Origin of the sequence: Pseudomonas sp. 86_A (genome assembly GCF_017491705.1) — a bacterium.
In the GTDB taxonomy this organism is placed as follows: domain Bacteria; phylum Pseudomonadota; class Gammaproteobacteria; order Pseudomonadales; family Pseudomonadaceae; genus Aquipseudomonas; species Aquipseudomonas koreensis.
Genome location: NZ_JAFGYS010000011.1, coordinates 55,225 through 70,963, shown reverse-complemented (window position 1 = coordinate 70,963; position 15,739 = coordinate 55,225). Strand labels below are relative to the sequence as shown.

At 61.4% G+C, this 15,739-nt stretch carries 16 protein-coding genes; 7 read left to right on the top strand and 9 right to left on the bottom strand.

Features of this window, described 5'->3' with window-relative positions:
* Positions 1 to 10 precede the first annotated feature (10 nt).
* Entirely contained in the window at positions 11 to 418 is a 408-nt protein-coding gene (locus J5M57_RS17830) for a flagellar basal body-associated protein FliL (RefSeq protein WP_027610485.1), read from the bottom strand.
* 150 nt (positions 419 to 568) lie between these two features.
* On the opposite strand from J5M57_RS17830, the gene J5M57_RS17825 reads away from it, so the two are divergent.
* A complete protein-coding gene (locus J5M57_RS17825; RefSeq protein ID WP_064589743.1) occupies positions 569 to 1,546 on the top strand; it encodes an NADPH:quinone oxidoreductase family protein in 978 nt (325 codons plus the stop codon).
* A gap of 14 nt (positions 1,547 to 1,560) precedes the next feature.
* On the opposite strand, the gene J5M57_RS17820 is transcribed toward J5M57_RS17825, so the two are convergent.
* On the bottom strand, positions 1,561 to 2,190 hold the full coding sequence (locus tag J5M57_RS17820) for a flagellar basal body-associated protein FliL (protein ID WP_207848333.1): 630 nt from the start codon (positions 2,188 to 2,190) through the stop codon (positions 1,561 to 1,563).
* 225 nt (positions 2,191 to 2,415) lie between these two features.
* Between J5M57_RS17820 and glpT the strand changes: the two genes are divergently transcribed.
* Positions 2,416 to 3,765, top strand: coding sequence for a glycerol-3-phosphate transporter (gene glpT, locus J5M57_RS17815; protein WP_064589745.1), 1,350 nt, complete (start codon positions 2,416 to 2,418; stop codon positions 3,763 to 3,765).
* Here glpT and J5M57_RS17810 read toward each other — a convergent pair.
* Positions 3,741 to 4,409 (bottom strand): gamma-glutamylcyclotransferase, encoded by a 669-nt coding sequence (locus J5M57_RS17810; RefSeq protein ID WP_064589746.1) that lies wholly within the window; start codon positions 4,407 to 4,409, stop codon positions 3,741 to 3,743. The two genes, glpT and J5M57_RS17810, sit on opposite strands and share 25 nt — an antisense overlap.
* A gap of 355 nt (positions 4,410 to 4,764) precedes the next feature.
* On the opposite strand from J5M57_RS17810, the gene J5M57_RS17805 reads away from it, so the two are divergent.
* A complete protein-coding gene (locus tag J5M57_RS17805) occupies positions 4,765 to 5,241 on the top strand; it encodes a sn-glycerol-3-phosphate transporter (protein WP_169842986.1) in 477 nt (158 codons plus the stop codon).
* Between the two features lie 15 nt (positions 5,242 to 5,256).
* On the opposite strand, the gene J5M57_RS17800 is transcribed toward J5M57_RS17805, so the two are convergent.
* The 6 genes from J5M57_RS17800 to J5M57_RS17775 all read right to left on the bottom strand — a co-directional run bounded on the left by J5M57_RS17800 (position 5,257) and on the right by J5M57_RS17775 (position 12,623).
* A complete protein-coding gene (locus tag J5M57_RS17800; RefSeq protein WP_083367591.1) occupies positions 5,257 to 6,225 on the bottom strand; it encodes a CDP-6-deoxy-delta-3,4-glucoseen reductase in 969 nt (322 codons plus the stop codon).
* Entirely contained in the window at positions 6,225 to 7,691 is a 1,467-nt protein-coding gene (ubiD, locus tag J5M57_RS17795; protein ID WP_064589749.1) for a 4-hydroxy-3-polyprenylbenzoate decarboxylase, read from the bottom strand. The genes J5M57_RS17800 and ubiD overlap by 1 nt, the downstream gene beginning before the upstream one ends.
* Before the next feature lie 69 nt (positions 7,692 to 7,760).
* Complete coding sequence (locus J5M57_RS17790; RefSeq protein WP_207848332.1) at positions 7,761 to 9,761, bottom strand: acyltransferase family protein; 2,001 nt, start codon at positions 9,759 to 9,761, stop codon at positions 7,761 to 7,763.
* A 196-nt stretch (positions 9,762 to 9,957) separates the two neighbouring features.
* A complete protein-coding gene (gene rho, locus J5M57_RS17785; RefSeq protein ID WP_003229334.1) occupies positions 9,958 to 11,217 on the bottom strand; it encodes a transcription termination factor Rho in 1,260 nt (419 codons plus the stop codon).
* Between the two features lie 248 nt (positions 11,218 to 11,465).
* Positions 11,466 to 11,795 (bottom strand): thioredoxin TrxA, encoded by a 330-nt coding sequence (trxA, locus tag J5M57_RS17780; protein ID WP_003206727.1) that lies wholly within the window; start codon positions 11,793 to 11,795, stop codon positions 11,466 to 11,468.
* A 120-nt stretch (positions 11,796 to 11,915) separates the two neighbouring features.
* Positions 11,916 to 12,623, bottom strand: a complete 708-nt coding sequence (locus tag J5M57_RS17775) for an FCD domain-containing protein (RefSeq protein ID WP_064589751.1) — start codon at positions 12,621 to 12,623, stop codon at positions 11,916 to 11,918.
* A 256-nt stretch (positions 12,624 to 12,879) separates the two neighbouring features.
* On the opposite strand from J5M57_RS17775, the gene J5M57_RS17770 reads away from it, so the two are divergent.
* Genes J5M57_RS17770 through J5M57_RS17755 form a run of 4 tightly spaced genes read left to right on the top strand, consistent with a single transcriptional unit; the run spans position 12,880 to position 15,727 of the window.
* Complete coding sequence (locus tag J5M57_RS17770; protein WP_207848331.1) at positions 12,880 to 13,665, top strand: transporter substrate-binding domain-containing protein; 786 nt, start codon at positions 12,880 to 12,882, stop codon at positions 13,663 to 13,665.
* Positions 13,666 to 13,687: 22 nt separating this feature from the next.
* On the top strand, positions 13,688 to 14,356 hold the full coding sequence (locus J5M57_RS17765) for an amino acid ABC transporter permease (RefSeq protein ID WP_064589753.1): 669 nt from the start codon (positions 13,688 to 13,690) through the stop codon (positions 14,354 to 14,356).
* Entirely contained in the window at positions 14,353 to 15,003 is a 651-nt protein-coding gene (locus J5M57_RS17760) for an amino acid ABC transporter permease (protein ID WP_207848330.1), read from the top strand. The genes J5M57_RS17765 and J5M57_RS17760 overlap by 4 nt, the downstream gene beginning before the upstream one ends.
* Complete coding sequence (locus J5M57_RS17755; RefSeq protein WP_207848329.1) at positions 14,990 to 15,727, top strand: amino acid ABC transporter ATP-binding protein; 738 nt, start codon at positions 14,990 to 14,992, stop codon at positions 15,725 to 15,727. The genes J5M57_RS17760 and J5M57_RS17755 overlap by 14 nt, the downstream gene beginning before the upstream one ends.
* Positions 15,728 to 15,739 lie beyond the last annotated feature (12 nt).

Below are 15,739 nucleotides of genomic sequence, written 5' to 3'. Positions count from 1 at the left end.
GCCAGCGTGCTTACTGAATGATCAGGTTGTTGAACAACAGGTCTTCAACCACCGGCTTGCCGGTCTCGTCATTCATCACTTGCTGGGTTTGTTTCAGGGCTTCCTGACGCAGCTTTTCCTTGCCTTCGATGCTGCCCATCGCCTCAGTCGTCTGCTGGGTGAACAGCGCCACCAGTTGATTGCGGATCAGCGGCTCGTTGGCCTTGACCAGTTTGGTCGCCTCTTCGCCCGTCACACGCAATGCCACATCGGCCTTGTAGACCTTGAGCTTTGGCGTGCCGTCCAACCCGTAGTTGCCCACGAACGGCGGGCTCAGGGTGATGTAATTGACCTTCGGCGCCTCGCCTTCTTTGGCTTCTTCGGCCAGGGCTGCCACAGGCAGAGACAGGGCCAGTAACAACATGATCCACGCTTTCACAATTCGCTCCTTATCCGGTTTGCGGCCTAGCATAACGGCCCGCCGCGCAAGCACAAGCTTATGGCTGACTATCAGGGTCGGGCATGCTCGTTGACCCGTTGACTGACACACCTACACTTATCGGCCATCACTCCCAAAGGAATAGCCCTGATGAAAGCCGTGCTGTGCAAAGCCTTCGGCCCTGCCGAATCGCTGGTGCTGGAAGACGTCGCCAGCCCTGTCGCGAAGAAGAACGAAATCCTGCTGGAGGTGCACGCCGCCGGGGTCAACTTCCCGGACACGCTGATCATCGAGGGCAAATACCAGTTCAAGCCGCCCTTCCCGTTTTCCCCGGGGGGCGAAGCGTCCGGCGTGGTCAGCGCCGTGGGCGAAAAGATCAGCCATCTGAAGGTCGGTGACCGGGTCATGGCCCTGACCGGCTGGGGCAGCTTTGCGGAGCAGGTCGCGGTGCCGGGCTACAACGTCCTGCCGATCCCGCCGTCGATGGATTTCAATACCGCTGCCGCCTTCAGCATGACCTACGGCACTTCGATGCACGCCCTCAAGCAACGGGCCAATCTGCAACCGGGCGAAACCCTGCTGGTGCTCGGCGCTTCCGGTGGCGTCGGCCTGGCGGCGGTGGAAATCGGCAAGGCCATGGGCGCCCGCGTCATCGCCGCCGCCAGCAGCGCGGAGAAACTCGCGGTGGCCAAAGCGGCCGGTGCCGACGAACTGATCAACTACAGCGAAACCAGCCTCAAGGAAGAAATCAAACGCCTCACCGACGGCCAGGGCGCCGACGTGATCTACGACCCGGTCGGCGGTGACCTGTTTGACCAGGCCATACGCGCCATCGCCTGGAACGGCCGCCTGCTGGTGGTCGGCTTCGCCAGCGGGCGCATCCCGGAACTGCCGGTCAACCTCGCCCTGCTCAAGGGCGCAGCGGTGCTCGGCGTGTTCTGGGGCTCCTTCGCCCAGCGCCAGCCACAGGACAACGCGGCGAACTTCCAGCAACTGTTCGGCTGGTTCGCCGAGGGCAAGCTGAAGCCGCTGGTGTCACAGGTGTATCCGCTGAGCAACGCGGCGCAGGCAATCAATGACCTGGGGCAGCGCAAGGCAGTGGGCAAGGTGGTGGTGCAGGTGCGCTGACAGCGCAGGTCGCCTCAACCGCCGGGCGACGGTGCCGCATCGCCCGGCAACAGCTGCTCCTGAACCTTCAGGCTGCGAGACGGAATCAGCCGACCCTTGTCGTCGAAGCGCAGGACGATCAGCCAGTCGAAGACATCATCCGGCCATTTTCCCTGCCCCATCAGCGCTGTGGCGTCGCCGCCGAAGGCTTTCAGCAGTTTGTTGATGTGCCCGTGGTGCCAGGCGATCAGCACCGTCGACGCCTGATTGCTCTTGCGCAACAGCCTGACCAGTTGGTGCAGGTCGCCATTGACGTAGGGCTGCTCAATCGCAAGGTTCAGGCGCTGAGCCAGCGGGGTCAGGGTCAAGCGTGAGCGCGAACTCTCCGGAGTGTCGCCGGCCGCGATCAAGCGCTGGGGAGTCAGGGTCTGGCCATCGAGTTTCAACGGGTTGAAATAGTCGGCGTAGGCGGCCGCCCGCTGTTCGCCCCGGGCGTTGAGCAGCGAGCCGACATCCGGTTTTTCTGCATGACGAATGATCAGTACCGTCGCGTTACGCAGGCCGGAATGGGAAGGATGATCGGTGACGATCAATGTCAGCAGCACCACGGCGAGCCCCGCGGCCACCAAAAATCTCGGCACCAACATGCGAACCTTCAGGGCCATTTCTTATCTCGGCTGATCAATCGGCTGAACTGGCCGCGAGTCTATGCCACCCCATGTTCATAAGTGGTGAAAACGTCCTGTTCTTACAGCTGAGCGACAGGTTCGTAAAAGAACGCTCGAATTCCAACATTTCCACTGTTTTGCCAATGCGAACCGGTGCTATTTTCGGTAACGAAACTGTAACATTCGCATCCGCAGTCAAAACAAGAAATCTGGAGCTCTTGAATGTTTGCTTTCTTTCGTCCTGCCGCACATCAGGCTCCATTGCCTGAAGAAAAAATCGACAGCACTTACCGACGCCTGCGCTGGCAGATCTTCGCCGGTATCTTCTTTGGCTACGCGGGTTACTACCTGCTGCGCAAAAACTTCTCGCTGGCCATGCCTTACCTGATCGACGAAGGCTACAGCCGGGGCGACCTGGGTCTGGCGATGTCGGCCATCGCCATTGCCTACGGTCTGTCCAAGTTCCTCATGGGCCTGGTGTCCGACCGTTCCAACCCGCGCTACTTCCTGCCGTTCGGCCTGCTGGTGTCGGCCGGGGTGATGTTCATTTTCGGTTTCGCGCCATGGGCGACGTCCAGCGTGACCATGATGTTCATCCTGCTGTTCATCAACGGCTGGGCCCAGGGCATGGGCTGGCCGCCGAGCGGACGCACCATGGTGCACTGGTGGTCGCAGAAGGAACGCGGCGGCGTGGTCTCGGTGTGGAACGTGGCGCATAACGTCGGCGGCGGTCTGATCGGCCCGCTGTTCCTGCTCGGCATGGGCCTGTTCAACGACTGGCACGCAGCGTTCTACGTACCGGCAGCGGTGGCGTTGGGCGTGGCAGTGTTTGCCTTCATCACCATGCGCGACACCCCGCAATCGGTCGGCCTGCCGCCGATCGAAAAGTACAAGAACGATTACCCGGAAGGCTACGACGCCAGCCACGAAGACGAATTCAGCGCCAAGGAAATCTTCGTCAAATACGTGCTGCGCAACAAAATGCTCTGGTACATCGCCCTCGCCAACGTCTTCGTCTACCTGCTGCGCTACGGCGTGCTGGACTGGGCACCGACCTACTTGAAAGAAGCCAAGCACTTCGACGTCGACAAGACGTCGTGGGCCTACTTCTTCTACGAGTGGGCGGGCATTCCGGGCACGCTGCTGTGCGGCTGGATGTCGGACAAGATCTTCCGTGGCAACCGTGGCCTGACCGGCATGGTGTTCATGGCGCTGGTGACCGTGGCGACACTGGTGTACTGGCTGAACCCGGCCGGCAACCCGACCGTGGACATGATCGCGCTGTTCTCGATCGGCTTCCTGATCTACGGCCCGGTGATGCTGATCGGCCTGCAGGCGCTGGAACTGGCCCCGAAGAAAGCCGCCGGCACTGCCGCGGGCTTCACGGGTCTGTTCGGTTATCTGGGCGGTTCGGTCGCCGCGAGTGCGGCGATGGGCTACACCGTTGACCACTTCGGCTGGGACGGTGGTTTCGTCCTGCTGGTAGGCGCTTGCCTGCTGTCGATGGCCTTCCTGGCCCCGACGCTATGGCACAAGCAAGTCGCCAGTCAGAGCCGCGAAGCCGTCGCCTGATCAGCCTTTGACTGACAGCGCTTGAGCCGCGCCTCCAGATTCCGGTCTGGCATGGCGTGGCTGCGCAGGGCGTGGACGGTCTGCTCGACATAATCGCGAGTAGTGCCGTAGCGCCCGCAAGCGCTTTCGAACACCTGACTCAGCACATGATCCGGCAAGTTGCCGGCATAGCTGGGCAGGTGTCGCTCCAATACAAATCCCAGAGCCTGCACCTGACTGCCATCTTCGAGCCGGCAGTTGAGCCAGTGCGGACGATAGGACGGGAACGGCATTTCGCGTTTCCACAGCGCGTAGAGCGCACTGTCGAGGTTCTCTTCCGGCAGCCGATAGGCGAAGCCGCTGCACGAACCGCCACGATCCAGACCGAACACCAGCCCGGGCATTTCCGGCGTTCCACGATGCTCGTGCGACCACAGGTACAAGCCGCGATGATAGCCATGGACACGCCCGCGCACCCGCTCCACCGCCGTGCACTCCGGACGCCAGATCAGCGACCCGTAGGCGAACAGCCACACCGGTCCGCCCTTGTGGCGCGCCATGGTCGATTGCATCGAGACGAGAAGTTGTTCGTGGGTCAGCTGCGGCCCCAGATCGAGCCGCGGAGGATAAGCCAGATTCACAAAAGCAGATTCAATGGCTGTCATGACGGAAGTGTTCGGCCCCGCAAGTATTACAAGATGTAAGCACAATTCGCTGGATAGAACATATAGCAGTAACTGTAAAACGAAAAGTGCTAAAGGATGTATGACAGGCCCGATAGCGCTAAAACGGTATTATCCGCTTCGGCTAACAGGTTCTATATAGCCTAATACCATTGCACCAATATCTTAAATACCCGAATGAAATATGCATAAGCCCTGCGCTCGTTCAGGGTTCATTCAAGAATATGCGGGAAACTTCCGACTAAACTGTCGGACTTTCTGTATTTCCCGTCGCTGAACGCCTACGTATAACGGCCTTCCTCTGGCGCAAGCCATTCCGTTTAACCGAGGCTGCATTATGAAAACATCAAGGCTTTTGGCCGCATTGTTAGTGATTCAGACTGGCCACGCGCTGGCTGAAGATGACGCTGAAAAAGACCAGGGTTTCTGGTACGCCCAAACCAGTGTCTATACCCGACATTACTCACCCGACCCCGAACACAATAACCATCAGGACTTGATCGGCATTGAACGCAATCAGGCGTCCGGCTGGGTATTTGGCGGGGCAACGTTTCGCAACTCATTCCGCCAGCGCTCGAACTACGCCTATGTCGGCAAGCGCTATGACAGCAGCGAGTATCCGGTCTACCTGAAGGTCACGGGTGGGCTGTTGCAGGGCTATCGCGGTGATTACAAGGACAAGATTCCGCTGAACCGCTACGGCGTTGCGCCGGTGATCATTCCGTCCGTTGGCACTCACTACGGCCCATTGGCCGCCGAGCTGGTGTTTCTCGGCGCCAATGCAGCGATGGTGACTAGCGGCGTGCGTTTCTAGAGGCGGCGTTCAGGCTCAGGAGCGAGGCGCGTAGGCGAACACGTCGGCGCGCATCTGGTGCGCGTCCATGCCGGCTTCCACCAGCGCATCCAGCGTGCCGTAGACCATGGCCGGCGAGCCGCTGGCGTAGACGTGCAAGGGCTTCAGGTCCGCGAAGTCTTCACACACCGCCTGATGCAACATCCCGCAGCGCCCTTCCCAACCGCACTGGTCGCTGACCACTTTGTGCAGGAACAGGTTGGGCAGCTTCAGCCACTCATCCCAATGCTCGATTTCATAGAAATCTTCCGGACGCCGCACGCCCCAGTACAGATGCACCGGGTGTTTGAAGCCGTTGGCGCGGCAGTGTTCGATCAGGCTGTGAATCTGCCCCATGCCGGTGCCGGCGGCGATCAGCACCAGCGGACCGTCAGGCAATTCGGCGAGGTGGGTGTCGCCGAACGGCAGTTCGACGCGCACCAGCGGGTTGCGTTGCAGCTGTTCGATCAGGCTCAGCGCACTGGCTTCACGGGCCAGCACGTGGATTTCCAGATCACGCCCGCCGTGCGGCGCCGAGGCCATGGAGAACGCCGACTTCTCGCCGTTTTCACGCTCGATCATCAGGTATTGCCCGGCGTGATAGCGCGGCGGCTTGCCGGCCGGCGCCCGCAGGCGCACGCGCCAGGTGTCGCCGCCGACGTCCCGGCATTCGATGACCTGACACGACAGGCTGCGCACCGGCAGTTCTCCCAACGCGAGCACGCCATCCCACAGCAGGATGCAGTCTTCCAGCGGCTCGGCTATGCAAGTGTAGAACTCGCCGTGGTCATGGACCGTGCCGGCCTGCTCGACGCGGCCTTCAACCAGCAGCGCCGCACACACATGGCAATTGCCGTTACGGCAGCTTTGCGGGCAGTCGTAGCCCAGGCGCCGCGCACCATCGAGAATCCGCTCGCCGGGCCGTATCTCAAGCACCGCTCCGGAGGGCTGCAGGGTTACACGCATCAATCTATTCCTAACTGATTCCAGATGGCATCGATCCGCTGGGTGACGGCGTCGTCCTTGACGATCACGCGGCCCCACTCACGAGTGGTTTCGCCCGGCCACTTGTGGGTGGCATCCAGGCCCATTTTCGACCCCAGGCCGGAGACCGGCGAGGCGAAGTCGAGATAGTCGATCGGCGTGTTGTCGATCATCACCGTATCGCGCTTGGGGTCCATGCGCGTGGTGATGGCCCAGATCACGTCGTTCCAGTCGCGGGCGTTGATATCGTCGTCACAGACGATAACGAACTTGGTGTACATGAACTGTCGCAAAAACGACCAGACACCGAGCATCACGCGCTTGGCATGCCCCGGATACGACTTCTTCATCGTCACCACGGCCATGCGGTACGAGCAGCCTTCCGGCGGCAGGTAGAAGTCGGTGATTTCCGGGAACTGCTTCTGCAGGATCGGCACGAACACTTCGTTCAGCGCCACGCCGAGGATCGCCGGCTCATCCGGTGGACGGCCGGTGTAGGTGCTGTGGTAGATCGGTTTGATCCGGTGGGTGATGCGCTCGACGGTGAACACCGGGAAGCTGTCGACTTCGTTGTAGTAACCGGTGTGGTCGCCGTACGGGCCTTCATCGGCCATCTCGCCCGGGTGGATCACCCCTTCGAGAATGATCTCGGCGGTGGCCGGCACTTGCAGGTCGTTGCCCCGGCACTTGACCAGTTCGGTGCGGTTACCGCGCAGCAGGCCGGCGAAGGCGTATTCGGAGAGGCTGTCCGGCACTGGCGTCACGGCGCCGAGGATGGTCGCCGGGTCAGCGCCCAGCGCCACGGAGACCGGGAACGGCTGGCCCGGGTGCTTCTCGCACCACTCGCGGAAGTCCAGCGCACCGCCACGGTGGCTGAGCCAGCGCATGATGACCTTGTTGCGGCCGATCACTTGCTGCCGGTAGATGCCGAGGTTCTGGCGGTCCTTGTTCGGGCCTTTGGTGACGGTCAGGCCCCAGGTGATCAGCGGGCCGACGTCGCCAGGCCAGCAGGTCTGCACCGGCAGCATCGCCAGGTCGACATCGTCGCCCTCGATGACCACTTCCTGGCAGACCGCGTCTTTGACGACTTTCGGCGCCATCGAGATGATCTTGCGGAAGATCGGCAGCTTCGACCACGCGTCCTTCAAGCCCTTCGGCGGCTCCGGCTCCTTGAGGAAGGCCAGCAGCTTGCCGATTTCGCGCAGTTCGCTGACCGACTCGGCCCCCATGCCCATCGCCACCCGCTCAGGGGTGCCGAACAGGTTGCCGAGCACCGGAATGTCGTAGCCGGTGGGTTTCTCGAACAGCAGCGCCGGGCCCTTGGCTCGCAGTGTGCGGTCGCACACCTCGGTCATCTCCAGCACCGGCGAGACGGGAATCTGGATGCGTTTCAACTCTCCGCGCTGCTCAAGCTGCTGCACGAAATCCCGAAGATCCTTGAATTTCATTGACGATGGCACCCTCAAAATAGGCGTACATCCTACCTGCTATGCCGGTCTGTGGCAGCCTGTCGCTGCTTACTTGGCAGCATTCGTCTGCGCTTTTCCAAGGTTTTCCCGGGCTTGCAGGCCGATAAACAGCGGCTCGAGGATCGGCGCGACGAAGCGCGCACCGACTTCGGACAGGTGATTGTCATCGGTGTACAGCGAATAACCGCCGAGTTCAGCGTGGCACAGGCCCTTGTCATCGCACAGCCGCGGCGCCGGATCGACCACGCGCACCGCCGGATCCTCCTGCGCCAGCTGCGCGAACAACTGGCTGATGAACACCTGACGCTTGTGGTGCGCCTCGGCGTCCAGCCCGACGTCATCGACCGGGCGATCGAGCATTGCCAGCCGCGTCAGTCGATACGGCGGGCTGAAGGCCTGCAAAGGCGCCTCTTTCACCAGCCATACGCGATGCCCGGCCGCGCGCAATTGCGCCACGCGCGTGCGCAGACCTTCTGCCAGACGCCGTTCGGCATCGGCGCGATCATAGCGACCATCGGGCGTTCTCAGCACATGGCCCAGGTCGCCTTTGGCGTCGCCGTACAGATACAGACTCCAGCGCGCGACCAGCACCACATCGCTGATCGCCCGGGTTTTCAGCCCCTGCTCGACCCGCTTGTTGAAGCGCGCGCACACACCGTCATGCTCCAGCCCGTCGACCGGAATGCACCCCGGGGAGCTGGCCAGAATCACGCTGACACCGTGGGCCTTGGCACCGTCATCGAACACCGGGATCAGCGCCGTCGCATGACTGTCGCCCCAGACCATCGCCTGTGTCGGCAGATCCGTCACGCCGTAATGGCAGAACAGCTTGTCGTCAGGGGTCTTGTCGTCCGCCAGACACGCCATCAGCTCCGGCCGCCACTCACGACCCTTGGCGTATTGCAGCGCCTGATCGGACAGACGCCACGGCAGGCCATCGGTCCAGCGCAGCGATTGCCCGGCCAGTCCGAGCACCAGAATGCCGCAGAAACCCGCCAGCAATACCTGACGCCGACCCGCGAGCAGGCGCCGTTCACGGAACGGGGTTTCGACGAATTTCCACGACAGATAGCCCAGCACCAGCGTCAGCAGGATCAAGCCGGCGGTGTCGAGCGCGCCCGGCTCATCGACACTGGCGTAGCTGGAAAACACAAACACCGGCCAGTGCCACAGGTACCAGGAATAGGAAATCAGACCGAGGCCGACCATGACCCGACTGCTCAATAGTTGACCAACCACCGTCTGGCGATGACCGTTGGCCAGAATCAGCAGCACCACGCCCAGCACCGGCAACAACGCGGTGGTCCCCGGGAACGGCGTCGACTTGTCGTAGACGAACACCGCCAGCAGGATCAGCCCCATGCCCAGCAGGCTCAGTGCCTGAGCGACCGCCGGTTTCAAGCGCCAGGCGTGCTTCGGCGCAATCGCCAGCATGGCACCGGCGAGCAACTCCCAGGCGCGCATCGGCAGCAGGAAGAAGGCTTTTTCCGGGTGATGGTTGATGGCCCACACACTCAGCCCGAACGACACCAGCAGCACCCCGAACAGCGCCAGTCGCCAGTGTTTCAAGCGACTCGAGAGCAGCGTCAGCAATAGCGGGAAGACAATATAGAACTGTTCTTCCACCGCCAGCGACCAGGTGTGCAGCAGCGGTTTCAGGTCAGAGGCGACATCGAAGTAGCCGTCCTGACGCATGAACAGGATGTTCGAGACGAACGTCACCTGATAACGCACCGAGCGCCCCAGCTCTTCATAGTCCTTGGGCGCCAGCAGGAACCAGCCCACCGCCAGCACCGCGATGATCATTGCGAACAGCGCCGGCAGAATCCGCCGCGCACGCCGCGCCCAGAACTCGACGAAACTGAAACGACCGGCCTGACGCTGGTTCCAGATGATCGAGGTGATGAGGTAGCCGGAGATCACGAAGAACACGTCCACGCCGACAAATCCGCCGGTAAACCCCGGGACGCCAAAATGGAACAGCACCACGGCGATCACCGCGACTGCGCGCAAGCCGTCGATATCCCTTCGATAAGCGAGAGTGCTCATAAATCTTTAAATGCCAATCAGATGGTTATTTTTTGAACAGCCCGAGCGTGAGTCAGAGAGGCGCGTGAGGACTGATTGTCGTATTGCCCGATCACAGACCTTACCAGATCAAGAACCTCCCATTGCCGGGACAAATTTCATGCAAAAAAAAGGCGCCCCCAAGGGGACGCCCTTTTTATCGGTTCAACCGGCGATGTTACTTGCGCTTCATCGACAGGAAGAACTCGTCGTTGGTCTTGGTCGTTTTCAGCTTGTCGACCAGGAACTCGATGGCAGCGACTTCGTCCATCGGGTGCAGCAGCTTGCGCAGAATCCACATGCGCTGCAGCTCGTCGTCGGCAGTCAGCAACTCTTCACGGCGGGTGCCGGAACGGTTGATGTTGATGGCCGGGAAGACGCGCTTTTCCGCAATCTTGCGGTCCAGCGGCAGTTCCATGTTGCCGGTACCCTTGAACTCTTCGTAGATCACTTCGTCCATCTTCGAGCCGGTTTCAACCAGCGCGGTGGCGATAATGGTCAGCGAGCCGCCTTCTTCGATGTTTCGCGCAGCACCGAAGAAACGCTTCGGTTTCTCCAGGGCATGAGCATCGACACCACCGGTCAGGACCTTGCCGGAGCTCGGGATCACGGTGTTGTAGGCACGGGCCAGACGGGTGATGGAGTCGAGCAGGATCACCACGTCCTTCTTGTGTTCGACCAGGCGCTTGGCCTTCTCGATCACCATTTCGGCAACCTGCACGTGACGGGTCGGCGGCTCGTCGAAGGTCGAAGCAACCACTTCGCCGCGCACGGTGCGCTGCATTTCGGTCACTTCTTCCGGACGTTCGTCGATCAACAGCACGATCAGGTGAACTTCAGGGTTGTTACGGGCGATGTTCGCGGCAATGTTCTGCAGCATGATCGTCTTGCCGGCTTTCGGCGGTGCAACGATCAGACCGCGCTGGCCTTTGCCGATCGGTGCACACAGGTCGATCACACGACCGGTCAAGTCTTCGGTGGAACCGTTACCGGCTTCCATCTTCATGCGCACGGTCGGGAACAGCGGGGTCAGGTTCTCGAAGAGAATCTTGTTCTTCGCGTTCTCCGGACGATCGAAGTTGATCGTGTCGACCTTGAGCAGGGCGAAGTAACGCTCGCCTTCCTTCGGTGGACGGATCTTGCCAACGATGGTGTCACCGGTGCGCAAGTTGAAACGACGGATCTGGCTCGGCGAGACGTAGATATCGTCCGGGCCGGCGAGGTAGGAAGCGTCAGCGGAGCGCAGGAAGCCGAAGCCGTCCTGGAGAATCTCCAGCACGCCATCACCGGAGATTTCCTCGCCGCTTTTCGCGTGCTTTTTCAGCAGGGAGAAAATCACGTCCTGCTTGCGCGAACGGGCCATATTTTCTATGCCCATCTGTTCGGCCAATTCGAGCAGTTCGGTAATCGGCTTTTGCTTGAGTTCAGTCAGATTCATATAGGAATGACGTAATCATTTATGGAGGGGGGGAAATTAAGCTTTTGGCTTAATGAGGCCGCGCCGCAGAGAAGGCGACAGGATCGCGAACTTGTTCGAAAAGGAGTGCGTCGGCGACGGCTAGCAGGGGGCAGTGGAGAAACCAGTGCGGGGCCGAATGTACCACCTGAGTTTCGGAGCGTCTAGCCCTGAATACGCAAAAAGCCCCGCAATTTGCGAGGCTTTTTTTCGGCGTTTTACAGCGACGCTTAGATGTTGGCGTCGAGGAAAGCAGCCAGTTGCGACTTCGACAGGGCGCCGACTTTGGTCGCTTCAACATTGCCGTTCTTGAACAGCATAAGGGTCGGGATACCACGCACGCCGTGCTTGGCCGGGGTTTCCTGGTTTTCGTCGATGTTCAGTTTGGCAACGGTCAGCTTGCCTTTGTAAGTCTCGGCAATCTCGTCCAGAACCGGAGCGATCATTTTGCAAGGGCCGCACCATTCAGCCCAGTAGTCGACCAGTACAGCGCCTTCGGCCTTGAGTACGTCGGCTTCGAAGCTGGCGTCGCTAACGTGTTTGATCAGATCGCTGCTCATGGAATTCTCCAGGTTGTAAGCAAAAAAACGTGGCCCATCATATCCGCCCTTCCCTTGTTCAGGAAGCTGCAGTTGATTGAGTCTTGCTATGGCGGCCCATGAGTCTGGGTATAGCTCATGTCACGCGGTGGCGGGGGCAACGAAGGCGATGCCGGTGCGCAGTGCCGCGTTGCGCACGTGCTCCTGCATGGCTTTCTGGGCGGCAGCGGACGCCCGGCGGGCCAGGGCGCGGAGGATCTTGCGGTGTTCCTGCCAGGTTTCCATCGCCCGTTCGGCACGGATGAACGGTAGCTTCTGGCTCTCGAGAAAGATCTCGGCGCTGGCGGTGAGGATGCTGAGCATTGCCTGATTGCCGCTGGCCAGCAGAATGCGTCGGTGAAATTCGAAGTCGAGTTTCGCTGCGGCCTCGAAGTCGCCGGCCTTCAATTGCTCACGCATCGCCGCGACGTTGTCCTCCAGCGCATCCAGATCGAAGGTGCTCAAGGTCACCGCCGCCAGCCCGGCCGCAAACCCTTCCAGTGCGTAGCGCAGCTGAAAGATGTCCAGCGGCGAGGCCTGCGCCGCAAACGGCCAGCCCGGCGCGCTCTCGCCGCGCGCCAGCTCCACCGGCGCCTGGACGAACACGCCTTTGCCCGGCTGGATGCTGACCACGCCCAGCGCACTGAGCGACGACAGCGCCTCACGCAACGACGCCCGGCTGACCCCCAGTTGCACGGCCAGATCCCGTTGCGAGGGCAACGCATCGCCCGCACCGAAACCCTGCTCGGTGATCAGTTTGCGAATCGCTTGCAGCGCCACTTCAGGTACGGCGCGAGAGATCGAGTTCATGGTTTTTCAGACGAGCCAGGCCAAGGTGCGGCTAGTTGTAAAGCTATTCGCCGGATCCGGCAAGTCGTGCCCCAGCGGGGTTCGGCGCCCTGCCGCGATGCGCTATCAGGGTGCGAAAACCAACCTGACTGTTCAGACCAGTAAGACCGAACGAACACGCAGAATCCGCGGCCTGCGGGGCATTCGGCGTGGGGTTGGCATGACGCGTGCTGTGTCCGATCGCAGAAATCACTTCCCGCCGATCCGGAGATTTGCCATGACCCTGCGTTACCGAGCCCTCCTCGCCGCGCTGTTTTCCAGCCTGTTGCTCAGCCAGATCCCTGCTCACGCCGACGGTCTGGACGACGTGGTCAAACGCGGCACGCTGAAAGTCGCCGTGCCCCAGGACTTCCCGCCGTTCGGCTCGGTCGGCCCGGACATGAAACCCCGCGGCCTGGACATCGACACGGCGAAACTGCTGGCCGAGCAGCTCAAGGTCAAGCTCGAACTGACCCCGGTCAACAGCACCAACCGCATCCCGTTCCTCACCACCGGCAAGGTCGATCTAGTGATCTCCAGTCTCGGCAAAAACCCGGAGCGCGAGAAAGTCATCGACTTCTCCCACGCCTACGCGCCGTTCTACCTCGCCGTGTTCGGCCCGCCGGACGCGGCGATCACCACGCTCGACGACCTCAAGGGCAAAACCATCAGCGTCACCCGTGGCGCCATCGAAGACATCGAGCTGAGCAAAGTCGCCCCCGAAGGCGTGACCATCAAGCGCTTCGAAGACAACAACTCGACCATCGCCGCCTACCTCGCAGGTCAGGTCGACCTGATCGCCAGCGGCAACGTGGTGATGGTGGCGATCAGCGAGAAGAACCCGAAACGCGTGCCGGCCCTGAAAGTGAAGCTCAAGGATTCGCCGGTCTATGTCGGCGTGAACAAGAACGAGCCGGCCTTGCTGGGCAAGGTCAACGAGATCCTCGCCACCGCCAAGGCTGACGGCGCGCTGGAGAAAAACTCGCAGACCTGGCTCAAAGAGCCGCTGCCGGCCGATCTCTGATCGGTCGCGCGGGAGACAATCGATGGCTTATCAGTTCGATTTCATGCCGGTGCTGCAAAACACCGACCTGTTGCTGCGCGGCGCCTTGTTCACCCTGGAGCTGACGGCCATTGGCGCACTGTTCGGGGTCGGCGTGGGCATCGTCGGCGCGCTGGTGCGGGCGTGGAACATCCGCCCGTTCTCGGCAATCTTCGGCGTCTACGTCGAGTTGATCCGCAACACGCCGTTCCTGGTGCAGCTGTTCTTCATCTTCTTCGGCCTGCCCTCGCTCGGGGTGCAGATTTCCGAATGGCAGGCCGCGGTGCTGGCGATGGTGATCAACCTGGGCGCGTATTCGACCGAGATCATCCGCGCCGGCATTCAGGCGATCCCGCGCGGGCAACTGGAGGCTGCCGCCGCACTGGCAATGACGCGCTTCGAGGCGTTCCGCCATGTGGTGCTGCTGCCGGCGCTGGGCAAGGTCTGGCCGGCGCTGAGCAGCCAGATCATCATCGTCATGCTTGGCTCGGCGGTGTGTTCGCAGATCGCCACCGAGGAGCTGAGCTTCGCCGCCAACTTCATTCAGTCGCGCAACTTCCGCGCCTTTGAAACCTATGCGCTGACCACGCTGATCTACCTGTGCATGGCGCTGCTGATTCGGCAACTGCTGAACTGGGTCGGCCGCCGCTATATCGCGAGGAGCAGCCGATGAGCGACTTCACCTTCTGGGACATCCTGCGCAACCTGCTCACCGGGCTGCAGTGGACGCTGGCGCTGTCGCTGGTGGCCTTCATCGGCGGCGGGCTGGTCGGGCTGCTGATTCTGGTCATGCGCATTTCGAAAAACCGCTTGCCGAGCAACATCGCCCGCACCTGGATCGAGTTGTTCCAGGGCACGCCGCTGCTGATGCAGCTGTTTCTGGTGTTCTTCGGCGTGGCATTGGCCGGGATTGAGATCTCGCCGTGGATGGCGGCGGCGATTGCCCTGACACTGTTTACCAGCGCCTACCTGGCGGAGATCTGGCGCGGTTGCGTCGAATCGATCCCGCAGGGTCAGTGGGAAGCCTCATCAAGTCTGGCGCTCAATCCACTGGAGCAATTGCGCTACGTGATCCTGCCGCAAGCGCTGCGCATCGCCGTGGCGCCAACCGTGGGCTTCTCGGTGCAAGTGGTCAAAGGCACCGCGGTGACCTCGATCATCGGCTTCACCGAGCTGACCAAGACCGGCGGCATGCTCGCCAACGCCACCTTCGAACCGTTCATGGTCTACGGCCTCGTCGCCCTGGGCTACTTCCTGCTCTGCTACCCCTTGTCGCTCAGTGCGCGCTATCTGGAAAGGAGACTGCATGCCTCTGCTTAGAATTTCCGCCCTGCATAAATACTATGGCGATCACCACGTGCTCAAAGGCATCGACCTGAGCGTCGAGGAAGGCCAGGTGGTGGCGATCATTGGCCGCAGCGGCTCGGGCAAATCGACCCTGCTGCGCACCCTCAATGGCCTGGAGTCGATCAACGACGGGGTGATCGAAGTCGACGGCGAATACCTCGACGCCGCCCGCGCCGACTTGCGCAGCCTGCGGCAGAAAGTCGGCATGGTGTTCCAGCAATTCAACCTGTTCCCGCACCTGACCGTGGGCGAGAACGTGATGCTCGCCCCGCAAGTGGTGCAGAAAGTGCCCAAGCCCAAAGCCGCTGAACTGGCGCGCAAGATGCTTGAGCGCGTGGGCCTGGGGGAGAAATTCGACGCCTTCCCGGATCGACTCTCCGGCGGCCAGCAGCAGCGTGTAGCGATTGCCCGGGCGTTGGCGATGTCACCGAAAGTGTTGCTGTGCGACGAGATCACCTCGGCGCTGGACCCGGAACTGGTCAATGAAGTGCTGGCCGTGGTGCGCCAATTGGCCAAGGAAGGTATGACGCTGATCATGGTCACCCACGAAATGCGCTTCGCCCGTGAAGTGGGGGACAAGTTGGTGTTCATGCATCACGGCAAGGTGCATGAGGTGGGGGATCCGAAGGTGTTGTTTGCCAACCCGCAGACGGCGGAGCTGGCGAACTTTATTGGCACCGTTGAAGCCGCCAACTGAGCCTGCCTCGCC